The sequence below is a fragment of the Methylobacillus arboreus genome, assembly GCF_020532725.1.
Taxonomy (GTDB): Bacteria; Pseudomonadota; Gammaproteobacteria; order Burkholderiales; family Methylophilaceae; genus Methylobacillus; species Methylobacillus arboreus.
Genome location: NZ_JAJAVC010000012.1, coordinates 1 through 11,566, shown reverse-complemented (window position 1 = coordinate 11,566; position 11,566 = coordinate 1). Strand labels below are relative to the sequence as shown.

Below are 11,566 nucleotides of genomic sequence, written 5' to 3'. Positions count from 1 at the left end.
CCCGAGAATTAAAATTGTCCAAGATTGCGCAATGTCTTGTCGTTCATTTCATCGTATGCCTGGAGCACGCGTTGGCTGCTTTCAAAATGCCTGAAGGTTTCCATCATGCGGACCATTTCCATGGTCGAATCCACATTCGAGCTTTCCAGCTGCCCCTGGGCAAGACGCGGCTGTGAAACAAGGTGCGGAATCGCGTTCGTCTCGCTGATCGCCAAACCGCCACCGATATTGGTCAACGGTTGGCCCGCATCGAAACTCACAATTTTCAACTGCGCCACCTGCTTGCCATCCTCAAAAATCTTGCCGGTGCGGTCTATCGTTGGATTGGGCGACATCAGCACAATCTCTCCCGAAGTCCCCATGACGGCATCCCCTCTCTGCGTCATCAGCCTGCCGAACTCATCCAGCCTGAAATTCCCTTGCCTGCTATACGCTAGCCCGTTCGCCGTCTGAATTTCAAAATACCCCTCTCCCAGCAGGGCAATATCCAGTGCGCCACCCGTCTGCTTCGCAACGCCGGCATGCTGGTCCGTCATTGATCTCAGCAATGGCGCCAGGGTGACTGTCGGGTCGGAGGCAGTCACTGGCGCCAGGCTTGCATCCATTTGCCCCGAGACCACGAGGTACTCGCGCTTAAACCCGGTGGTCAGCGCATTGGCAGCATTGTTGGCGACCACGCTCATGCGCTGCAGATCATGCTGCATGCTCAAGGCCGTCAAACTCACAGGATCAATCATGTTTCATTCCATTCTTCAATTTCGCTTCTATCGAATACACATGCACCAACAGCAATGCCACCAATTGATACAGATCTGCCGATATTTCCCCATCCATCGGCAGGCGGAACAATCCGCTCGCCAAACTCTCGTTCTCCACCACCCGGTGAGCAGGCTTCTGCCGCTCAAACTCCGAAATCACTTGTTCAGCCTGCTCGCCCGCAGCCTTAAGGATCACCCTTGGCAAGCCCTTGCCCGGCCCATATGCAATACCAACCGCTTTCTTGGGCACTGCTATATCACCATACGGAGGCTATCCTGCGCCAACACATGCTCAACTATCTGCCTGGCAGGCTGCTGCATCACGGCATCAAACTGGTTTTCCACATGATCCAGGCTCCAGCCCGCCTCCTTCAGGTTGTCTTTCAACGTGTCCACATGATCATCCAGCATCTCGACCATCTGCGACGACTGTGCCGCTATCTGCAAACTCACATGCTGGTTGACAATGCGTGCATCCAGGGCGACCAGTCCAAACTCCGTCTGCAGGTTGAATTGAATCCGGCGGCTGCTTACCTCTTCATGAGAGGAGGAATCCTGTTGGTCGAACAATGCCAGGTCGAACTCGCGCAACTGTCCATCAATCATTACCGGCAGGGCATGTAGCCGGTGAAGGACATTGGCACCCGTCTGCGTATTGAAAATGCTGAATAAAGTGGGTTGTTCCCTTTGGTCAGCCCCTTCGCCACTCGTCTCGGCGAATAATCCAAACTTGTCATCGTCACGGCCTATGCCGCGCAACGATGCCTGCTGCTGCCAATGTTGAATGAAGAAATTCTGTAGCGTATCGATCACCTCAGAATCCGGAACCGCTTGTTCAGGCAGCTTAGCGTTCGGGGCAACAAACGCCAACTCGGGCAACTCATCCAATGACCCAACAGATGCCAAAGGTAAATCAGCTTGCAGCTTCTTGAGCACCATCTCGACCGCTTGCCGGGATACCGGCAAGCCAAGCTTGGCCAGAAAAATCCCGGCCTGGATTGCATTGTCAGGATCGGCAAACCTAGCTGCGACTTCCAGGACTGCCTGTCTTTGCACAGCGCTCAGACTTGCCTTGGCCTGATCCAATACATCATGGGCTTGCTGTCCCACCTCGCCCTGCTCCCTCGCATCAGGCTGCTGCTCGGCACGGCCTGACAACAATCGGATGGACACGGAGTTTTCCGATACCCCCAGCACCTTGCCTTGCAGCACATCGCCCACCGACAAAGGAATGGCAGAATCCACAACCCGTTCCTGCCCGGCAAAACTGACGCCGTAACGCCCTTCGGAATACTGCCGGAGGATGCGCCCCTTGATGATCTGCCCGTTGGTGAGGGACTGCAGCCATTGTTCCTTTTCAGCAGCATGAATCGTCTGCGTCGCAGTATTGAACTCGCGATTGCCTATGCCGACAGGACTAAGGGGCAATGTCTTCACAGCTTGACCACCCCGAAAGAATGCAGGCGTATGGTGGTAGGCACCTCACCCATCGAAACGACGGCAAGATGGGGAAGCACACGCTCGGTGATGCTGCGCAGGTGCCGCCTGAGTTCAGGCGCACACAACAGGACGGGTGAAAAGTTGTTTTTCAGCATGTCTTCCACCTGCGACGCGAGCTTGCCCATCACCTGCTCGGTGAACCTGGGGTCCAGCACCAGTCGTGTGGCTTCATCCGTCCGATGGATCGCATCCGCAATCTTTTGCTCGATGAGCGGGTCCAGGGTCAATACCGACAATTCCGGGCGATTCCCTGCCAAGGACTGGCAAATCGCGGGGCCAAGCCGGTTTCGCACGATTTCGGTCAAGACTTCTGCCTGCTTGGTCTGCCGCCCTGCATCTGCCAACACCTCAAAAATCGCCTCGAGATTACGGATGGAAACCTTCTCTTTCAGCAAGTTCTGCAACACCTTCTGGATTTCGACTTGGGACAGGACGGCAGGAACCAACTCTTCCACCAGGCCAGCGTTCTGCTCCCGAACCCGCTCGACCAGCAAGCCGGTTTCAGAACGCGTCAGCAAATTCGCAGCATTGCGCCTGAGCAGTTCTGTCAGGTGTGTGACAAACACCGTCAGCGGATCGACTATCGTGAAACCCTTGCTGCGCGCGCCGGATTTTTGTTCTTGTGATATCCAGACAGCAGGCAGGCCATAGGTCGGGTCCTTGGTTTCCACGCCGTCCAGTTGCTTGATATTACCCGACGGATGTATTGCCAACACACGGTCGGGCACCAACTCCGCCTCACCGGCATTCACCCCGAAAATCGCCACCTGGTAGACAAGCGGGTTCAGCTTTTTATCATCGCGAATTTTGAGCTTGGGCATGATAAAACCGGCTTCCAGGGCATATTGCTTGCGAAACGCGGCAATCCTATCGACCAATCCAGCATCATCTGCATTGACCAGGTCGATCAAGCCCTGCCCCACTTTCACCTCGACAGCGTCGACGGTGAGCAGCTCCTCCAGGGTTTCCTCTTCATTGTCTTCAGCTGTATCGGCCTTCTGGTCTTTCTGCGAATGACTTTTTTGCACGAAATAGGCAACCACGCCAAATGCACTCACAATGACCAGCAAAGGCAGGATAGGCATGCCCGGCAACAAGCCGATGCCGAACAAGGCCGCCATCACAAGCAGCAATACCTTGGGGTAAGCGGAAATCTGGGCTGCAACTTCGCTGCTCAAGCGGTTATCCGTGCCAGACCTAGTCACGATGATCCCGGTACCCACCGCGATCACCAATGCAGGCACCTGGGTCACAATACCGTCGCCAATCGTAAGCAAGGTAAAGGTTTGCGCCGCCTCGCCCCAGCTCATCCCCATCTGCATCACGCCGACGGCAAGCCCGCCCAGGATATTAATGAGCATGATGATGATGCCGGCAATCGCATCCCCCTTCACGAACTTGCTGGCGCCATCCATGGCGCCGTAAAAATTGGCTTCCTTCTCAATGTTCTTGCGGCGGCGCTGCGCTTCAGCCTGGTCGATGAACCCCATGTTCAGGTCGGCATCGATGCTCATCTGCTGGCCTGGCATGCTGTCCAAGGTAAAACGGGCTGCCACCTCAGCAACCCGCTGGGCGCCATTGGTTACCACCACATACTGCACCACGACCAAAATCAGGAACACGACTAAGCCGATCACATAGTTGTTCTGCACCACAAACGAGCCGATTGCCCCGATCACCTTGCCCGCATCGCCATTGCTCAAGATCAGCCTTGTGGCGGCAATATTCAGGGATAGCCGGAACAAGGTTGCGATCAACAGCATGGGAGGAAAAGTCGAGAAATCCACCGGTTTGGTGACATAGAATGTCAGCAGCAAGATCAGCAAGGCGAAACTCAGGTTTGCCAGCAGCAGGAAATCGAGCAACCTTGAGGAAATGGGCGTGAACAGCACCACCAGGATTCCCAGCACTCCTGCGATCATCAACACATCCGAATGATTGCCGAAAACCCGGCGCAAGGCGTTCATCAGGCAGGCCTCCGTGCTGGCAACCGCACGCCACGGATCGAATATGACCAGAACAGGATTTTGGCGACAATGCCAAAATATTCTGCCGGCACCGCCTGCTCCAGCTGCACCTTATGGAACAAGGCTCTGGCCAAGGGACGATTTTCCACCATGGGCACCTTGTGCTTGCGCGCCAAGGCCTTCATCCTGCCTGCCAGGAAACCGGCTCCTTTGGCAATCACCAATGGCGCATCGATAACATCGCGGTTATATTGAATCGCAATCGCGAGATGAGTGGGATTGGTGATCAACACATCCGCATCCTTTACCCGGCTCAGGCTTTTTGCCCGCTTCACCGCTTCACGCTGCAGTTCGCGCAACCTCGACTTGAGACGGGGGTCGCCTTCGCGGCGCTTATGCTCATCCTTGATATCGCGCCGGCTCATCCGCATGCGTTTTGCAAAATCCCAGCGGCTGAACACCAAGTCGATCAATGCGACAAAGGTCAACACCAGGAACATGTAAAACAACATCTTGGTCATTTCAGGAATGAGAAAGCGCCCTGTCGCCACTGGCGATACATGGAACGCCATCAGCAAATGGGAAATGGAGGACCCCAGCACCAAGTAAAGCACGCTTCCCAGCAACAGGAACTTGAGCACCGTCTTGAAGGACTCGATCAACAATCGCATCGAGAACATCCGCTTGAAACCGGCAACCGGATTGATTCGATTCCAATCGGGCTTTAATGGGAAGAACGAGAAGACAGGCCCAATCTGCAGGAAGTTGGCCAAGGCGCCGAAACATATCACCAACAGGAACAACGGCGCCAATATCAGCAAGGCCTGTTGCACATTGCTGGTGACATACTCGATCAATTCATTGAGTTCAAACGAAGCATGGTGCGAATGAGAGAGTATCTGGCTTGCCAGGCTCATCTCCGCATCCAGCATTTTTCCGCCCCAGATATACAAGGCCAATAACCCGGCACCCAGAATCACCCACGAATTGACATCCAGGCTTTTGGGCACAGAGCCTTTCTTGCGCGCCTCTTCCAGCTTGAAAGGCGTGGCGGCTTCGTTCCGGTCCTGATCTTGCTCAGCCATGCCTAACCCAACACCTTATTCCAGACATTGAAGATCGATTCAAACACCGACCGCACCAACCCAGCGGAAAATGGCACTGCAATGGCAAGCACCACCCATCCGACTAGGACCTTCAATCCCAGGGACATTACAAATACATTCATTTGTGGCATCGTACGGGACATGAACGCCATCCCCATATCCACCAGGAACAGGCACAACACCACAGGCGCCACAATGGCAAAGCCAAATACGAAGCACGATCCGAAATAGGCAATCAGCAACCCTATATCCAGGCTGGTAATGCCAGCACCAATAGGGAATGCCGTGAAAGACAACTGCAATACCTTGAGCATGGCCAAGTGGCCGTCCACCAGAAAGAACATCAATACCGCCAGCATCGTGAGCAGACTGCCAATCAAGGGCGCATTATTGCGCGTGGCAAGGTCAACCAGGCTTGCAATGCCGTATCCGGACTGGAAATCCAGCAAGCGGCCGCCAAAATGAAACGCGCCAAAGCCGGCAAACAAGGCAGCGGCCATGGCAGCCCCTACCAGCAATTCCGAAAGCATTGCCGATATCAGCCACTCGGGGCTGAAACCGGACATTGAAGGTACATTGACTGTTGATGCCAGCCCCGCAGCCAATCCGACGATCAAAATGATCTTGGCCCTGGCAGGGACCGGCACGCTCCCGAACACCGGCGCAGCAATGAATAGAACGCTCAGCCTTGCAGACACAAGCATCACGCCGAAAATCCAGGTAAAAAACACCGCGCCGGTCATCTAGAAATAACCTGGAATATCGGTAATGACGGAAGAGGAATAATTGACCAGCAGCTTGAGCATCCAGGGGCCGAATATCTGGAGCACCAACACTACCGTAATGATTTTGGGAATAAAGGAAAGTGACATTTCCTGGATCTGGGTCACTACCTGGAATACGCTGACTACGATGCCCACGATCATCACGATCAACAGCAAAGGCGCAATCAACATCAACCCGGTCCACAGCATATGTGAGACCAATTGCAGTGCCACATCCCCAGTCACGCAGAACTCCCCGATATAACGTTTAAACTTAACTATTATGTCTTTTTATTATTTAATAAAATTGTCAAATAATATTTATTAATTTGATAATTATTCTTATCTATGACTTATCGTAGAAGAAAAATGCTAAAAATACAACCCATTTCTTTAACAATTTTTTACAACCAACATTCCCCCATAAAACGGACGTTGATCACTTTAGTTCGAGATGGTCATTACCATGCCTTCGACCAAAGCCTCCGAGGCCAGTCCATTGGCATCAGCGATCAGAAACGACCCCAGACGGTCCGGGCAATGCTCTGTAGTGTGGCCTGGTTGAAGGTATGAGAATGACCTGTTAAAAAAAGCGGCCATCTTCTTTGCGCGGGAATCCAAATGAAGCATCAATTCATGACGGCCCATCGAACGGAGTACCCGGTACGCCGACTGTGCCATGCCTTGCGCATTTCGACCAGTGGTTACTACGCTGCTTGCGGACGCCCCGTCAGTCCCCGAGGTCAACGTCAGGCGGCATTGACAGCACGCATTGAGCATGGCATTGGCGCGTTGTGGCACGGCGCCAGGCATCCTGCATTCAGATCAGGGTCGCTCTATGCCATGGCGCAATACCGGGCCATGCTGAACTGCCATGGCATTCGCCAAAGCATGAGTCGCAAGGGGAATTGCTGGGATAATGCGCCGATGGAAAGTTTCTTCCATACTTTGAAGACGAAACTGGTGATGCACTGTGATTACCAAACCCGCGAGCAGGCTCGCGCCAGCCTGTTTGAATATATGGAAGTGTTTTACAACCGCCAGCGGCGGCATTCGTCGTTACACTATGCCAACCCGCTGGACTTTGAAGTCATCAATCAACCCCTTATTCGGGTGTCCACTGAACTTGGGTAAGATCAGTCTGTCCCCTTTAATTTTTTGATTTTTTGTTTTTCATTAAAACTTTTTATTTCTAAATATAATGCCCATATGATGCCGGAAAAATAGAAAAATATAGGTATTATTATCTTGTCAAATTTAAGGTTAAATTCAACACCTTCCCCTTTTATCACTCTAAATATCTCTGGAAGGTAATAAAGAAATACTCCGAAAAAAAAATAAACTATCACACTAATAAAAATACATATTTTACATTTTGACCATGTATTTTTTTTGCTACAATTTATCATAAATTTATTTCTCTTGATTTTCTAATGGAAGAAAGTTGGTAATACCTGATACGCCATTCTCATATCGCGTACTGATTGTGCCTGCGTAGTAGGGTGTATAAATCCTGTCCAAAGAACTATTTAGACGTTGCCCTATTGCTTTCCCTAGCGTACCAAATAGACTTGAATACACAAATACTTGAGTAATATCTTTACTATCTCCATTGGTAGACGTAACGTTTCCATAATATGTATTACTCAACCCAACAACTCCTCCACCCATTGCATTCGCAGCATACTGAGATGTCAGACTACTATTTATCGGCATATAGGTTAATGTTTTTGCTAATGCCAATGACGATGCCACTGTAAGCAATGTCTGATCAGGTCGATAGCTACCATTGGTAAAACCATCTGTATTAATCGCTTGACCAGTAATCTCAAGGCCTCCATTAATGGCTGTGATAGCCCTCCAATCATTGAGTACGGGCATTGTTCGGCTGATGAAAGCTCCTGCTTTCAATGCCAGAGTACCAATTCCAAGGCCAGGCAATTCTTGGCTCACATTTGTTGCAGCCTGGTAATGGAACGCATTATTTCTCGTTTGGTTATTCCGATAAGCTTGATCATATGGCACAATGCTGCGCGATGCATTTCTCAATTCATGTCGGGTGTTGATTGCATTTGTACTAACAACAGGCGTTACTTTATTGCTATCAATGCGTCCGTTCTGTGTCAATACTCTCAACGAATCTTGATACAGCATGCGATTGGCATTTTCAATCACTTCTTCTCGTAATATAGGTAGTTTGGAGGCTTTCACCTCAATCTCAGAAGAGAGTATGAATGGGTCTTCCGGAGTACCTCTGCCAGCAACGGCATACTTTTCTATTTCAAGCCCGCCACCGTCTTTGCGTGTTACTCCGCTAGAACCATCAGCGACATTAATCCGTTCTCCGGTAAACACTGATTGACCAGCCTGCCTATAAGGATCAAGTGTGTTCTGGGACTGGGCTTGTGCAGCAGGGGCTATATTCCCTCCATCCTTAGGCAACACCACCCCACTGGCCAGATACCCAGCCCCGGCCCCGATGGCATTGACCGCCACACCGGACCAACTGAACCTGCCGCCTTGCAGGGCAACGCTGGTCAATTGTGAAGCAATGCTGGCAGTGGCCCCTTGGGCTGCAGCAGTGATGGTGCCTGCGGTCGTCGTCAGGCGTCCCGCTTCAGTGAGGTTCCCATCTTTAGCCAGGCTTGTGCCTACCTTGTTCCCAGCATAGGCTCCAGCCGCAGCTCCCACACCCGCTGCTGCCACACTGGCCCAGCTAAAGCCTTTCTGAGCGCCAGTGAGATTACCAACAGCCTGGCCCACCACGTTGTTCATCACGGCATCAGCCGCGATCTTGCCATAGCTGATGGTGGTACTTACTGTCCCTGAATTACCACCAATCCCTACCCCTCGGGTAATACCAGCTGTTAAATCAAAGGGGTCAGACTCGATTGATCAATCAGAATTAACAGTGTGGGCCCTGATATGAGTGTCTCAGCAGGAGAGATAGGTTATCGGAATAATCATGATTCATCCACAGGATCAATCGAGTCTGACCCCTTTGATTGAGATTCATTTGTTCCTCAGTAGGCAAGTAGTCTTCAACAGGAAATCTATTAGGTGCACGAAGAACAACGTACCCAATAAAGTCATAACAAAGAATCAATGTCTTTTACCCAAATTACATCTCACCTCATGGCAGAATACTATAACTACCACCTAACTGCTGAGGACACACAATTGTTATTGCGTCACCACCAGAGAACAAATTAAATTGCATAACTTGGGTGCTGAGGCAGGTAAATTTTTTATTACAAAACCCTAGCTCTGGCTTGCCATCACTCAAGTCACTGAAACAGTGCTCTATAAATAAATATAAAAATTGTGAAAGTAGAGGATAAAATAAGAATGTAAAATAAAGTTTTGTGAAACTTGTCTCCATTTTCCTTTCTTAAAATTACAGAAATATCAACAAAAAATTTTTTATAAATTTTCTTATTATAATCAATAAAATAAAATAATATTTGTATGTTTAATATTAGCCCAAGAATAGGGATGAATAACGTACTAACTATAGAGATTACTCCTAACAATACAATTGTTATATAAGAAAAAAATCTCATTTTATATTGACATTTCCCATAAAATTACCACCATTTAAAATCATTATTTCCAAGCTCATAGTTAATAAATCCAGCATTAATGAATGCTGCATAACTCTCTACAGATTTAGTTGTTTCATAAATTTGAGGAGTTATATTTTTTGCTTGTATTCCTATAGTAGATATCACAGGGGCTTTTAATAATGCTGGCAAAGCAATGGCTGCAGAGTTGGTGGTAAATCTCATTCCTCCTAAAGCTGGATTGGTAAATAAATCAATTGTCATATCTGCGGCCTGTGCAAGTCGTATCTGAGATGGAGTTCCTCCAAGTTTCTGCGTTGCAAACTCCAACCCACTTCCCGGTAGATAAGATTGACCAGTTGGAACTCCATTCAATGCGTTCATAAAGTTTTTAGCATTCAATACTAAACCTGTTTCTCCCTTTATAACTAAGCTCGTTCCAGCACTCAAGGCTGCTATTCCCCCCCACTTGGAGAGAGTTGAGGGTTCTGGCATAGCTAATGCAAGCAACCCGACTGCATCTACGGCAAGCCCTGTGGTAATTGTCGCACTATTACCAACTACGCCAAGAGTTGATTTTCCAAGCTCATACCAATTAACTCCTTGAGAGGAGTTGTTTTGTGCCATTAGTGGATATTTAGTATTTAATTTATTCAGTCTTGACTGTTGCAATTGCAATCTTTGTGCCGAGCTGTAAGCAAAGGATTCCTCCCCGGTCGCAGGATCAATCAGCAATCCCGAGCCTTGCACCCGTTGGGTATTGGTCCAGAACGCTGTTGAGGATTGTCTGGCTTGTACATCTTCTGTGAAGGCTTTGCCTCCCTGATAAGGTATCGATACATTACCTGCAACAGTACGGCCTACGGTGCCTTCTGCTGTATTCGGGATCGGGTTGTATAGCATGCGATTGGCGTTTGCAATGACTTCCTCTCGTATGTCAGGCAGCCTTGAAGCCTTGACCTCTATTTCAGGCAGAGGTGTCCGTTCTTCATGAACTGGGGTATCTGTCGTTCCCCGGTTATTTGCCGTCATGGACCAGTAACTTTCAGGCTGCTGGCTTTGGGCCTGTGCAACAGGAGCTACATTCCCCCCATCCTTAGGCAGCACCTGTCCACTGGCCAGATACCCAGCCCCGGCCCCGATGGCATTGACCGCCACACCGGACCAACTGAACCTGCCGCCTTGCAGGGCAACGCTGGTCAATTGTGAAGCAATGCTGGCAGTGGCACCCTGACTTGCCGCGGTGAGGGTGCCTGCCGTTCTGCTGAGGGTGTTGTTCTTGTCCGCCAAGGCATTGCCGACCTTGTTCCCAGCATAGGCTCCAGCCGCAGCTCCCACACCCGCCGCGGCCACGCTGGCCCAGCTAAAGCCTTTCTGGGCACCGGTAAGATTGCCCACAGCCTGACCAATCGCGTTATAGCTGATGGCATCGGCAGCGATGCGGCCATAGTCTATGGACTTGGCTGCCGTGCCGGCATGCGTGCCAATCCCGGCCCACTCCGCAATGCCGGCCGTGGCGACCGAAGTGGCGAAGCTCCTGAAGTCAAATCCACTCTGTACGCCTATTGCCATCCCGACTGCCTGACCAGCAAGATTACCGACTGCTGCTGCCAGCATGGGGGCCATTGTTCCACCAGAGATGACGGTGACTGCAATCGTCACCACCATGACAATAATCCCCCCCATCCCCCCGCACTTCCCCTTACCCTTCTTCGTGTAGGGCACTGGTGCCGTCGGCAAGGTGGGACTGGTATCTCCAATCGCCTCCCCTGCACTGTATGGCCTGAACGTCGCACTGTTGTTATGGACGTTGGTCACCTTGTTCGGGATGGTGAGGGTCTGGCCTTCAGTGAGGGCCTGGTCGGTGAGCCCATTGGCATCGGCAATCAGGAACCACATCGCCGCATC

9 protein-coding genes and 1 pseudogene are annotated in these 11,566 nt (G+C 50.7%); 1 reads left to right on the top strand and 9 read right to left on the bottom strand.

The genetic code is table 11. The annotated features are described in order from the left end of the window. Nucleotides 1-8 precede the first annotated feature (8 nt). The 7 genes from LG198_RS14105 to fliQ are packed head-to-tail and all read right to left on the bottom strand — an operon-like array spanning nucleotide 9 to nucleotide 6,341. The gene (locus LG198_RS14105; RefSeq protein WP_230343836.1) at nucleotides 9-737 is read right to left on the bottom strand and encodes a flagellar hook-basal body protein; all 729 of its coding nucleotides are present in this window, start codon (nucleotides 735-737) and stop codon (nucleotides 9-11) included. Then, nucleotides 730-1,008, bottom strand: a complete 279-nt coding sequence (locus LG198_RS14100; RefSeq protein WP_230343835.1) for an EscU/YscU/HrcU family type III secretion system export apparatus switch protein — start codon at nucleotides 1,006-1,008, stop codon at nucleotides 730-732. The genes LG198_RS14105 and LG198_RS14100 overlap by 8 nt, the downstream gene beginning before the upstream one ends. 2 nt (nucleotides 1,009-1,010) lie before the next feature. Beyond that, nucleotides 1,011-2,195, bottom strand: coding sequence for a flagellar hook-length control protein FliK (locus tag LG198_RS14095; protein ID WP_230343834.1), 1,185 nt, complete (start codon nucleotides 2,193-2,195; stop codon nucleotides 1,011-1,013). Next, nucleotides 2,192-4,225, bottom strand: a complete 2,034-nt coding sequence (flhA, locus tag LG198_RS14090; RefSeq protein WP_230343833.1) for a flagellar biosynthesis protein FlhA — start codon at nucleotides 4,223-4,225, stop codon at nucleotides 2,192-2,194. Before flhA ends, LG198_RS14095 begins: the two co-directional genes overlap by 4 nt. Beyond that, complete coding sequence (gene flhB, locus LG198_RS14085; protein WP_230343832.1) at nucleotides 4,225-5,310, bottom strand: flagellar biosynthesis protein FlhB; 1,086 nt, start codon at nucleotides 5,308-5,310, stop codon at nucleotides 4,225-4,227. The genes flhA and flhB overlap by 1 nt, the downstream gene beginning before the upstream one ends. Before the next feature lie 2 nt (nucleotides 5,311-5,312). Continuing rightward, nucleotides 5,313-6,035, bottom strand: a complete 723-nt coding sequence (locus LG198_RS14080) for a flagellar biosynthetic protein FliR (protein WP_230343864.1) — start codon at nucleotides 6,033-6,035, stop codon at nucleotides 5,313-5,315. 39 nt (nucleotides 6,036-6,074) lie between these two features. Further along, nucleotides 6,075-6,341, bottom strand: a complete 267-nt coding sequence (fliQ, locus tag LG198_RS14075) for a flagellar biosynthesis protein FliQ (RefSeq protein WP_230343831.1) — start codon at nucleotides 6,339-6,341, stop codon at nucleotides 6,075-6,077. A gap of 375 nt (nucleotides 6,342-6,716) precedes the next feature. Between fliQ and LG198_RS14440 the strand changes: the two genes are divergently transcribed. Beyond that, nucleotides 6,717-7,229, top strand: a complete 513-nt coding sequence (locus LG198_RS14440; RefSeq protein WP_407659205.1) for an IS3 family transposase — start codon at nucleotides 6,717-6,719, stop codon at nucleotides 7,227-7,229. A 279-nt stretch (nucleotides 7,230-7,508) separates the two neighbouring features. Here the strand turns inward: LG198_RS14440 and LG198_RS14065 are convergent, their stop codons facing one another. Together LG198_RS14065 and LG198_RS14060 are read right to left on the bottom strand one after the other, a co-directional pair. Beyond that, entirely contained in the window at nucleotides 7,509-8,870 is a 1,362-nt protein-coding gene (locus tag LG198_RS14065) for a hypothetical protein (RefSeq protein WP_230343830.1), read from the bottom strand. A gap of 812 nt (nucleotides 8,871-9,682) precedes the next feature. Then, nucleotides 9,683-11,566, bottom strand: a pseudogene (locus tag LG198_RS14060) (hypothetical protein); the annotation flags it as partial.

Excerpts from the sequence above, each read along its gene's own strand:
- LG198_RS14105 (WP_230343836.1), bottom strand. The coding sequence starts at position 737 with ATGATTGATCCTGTGAGTTTGACGGCCTTGAGCATGCAGCATGATCTG.
- flhA (WP_230343833.1), bottom strand. The coding sequence starts at position 4,225 with ATGAACGCCTTGCGCCGGGTTTTCGGCAATCATTCGGATGTGTTGATG.
- flhB (WP_230343832.1), bottom strand. The coding sequence starts at position 5,310 with ATGGCTGAGCAAGATCAGGACCGGAACGAAGCCGCCACGCCTTTCAAG.
- LG198_RS14080 (WP_230343864.1), bottom strand. The coding sequence starts at position 6,035 with ATGCTTGTGTCTGCAAGGCTGAGCGTTCTATTCATTGCTGCGCCGGTG.
- LG198_RS14440 (WP_407659205.1), top strand. The coding sequence starts at position 6,717 with ATGAAGCATCAATTCATGACGGCCCATCGAACGGAGTACCCGGTACGC.
- LG198_RS14065 (WP_230343830.1), bottom strand. The coding sequence starts at position 8,870 with ATGAACAACGTGGTGGGCCAGGCTGTTGGTAATCTCACTGGCGCTCAG.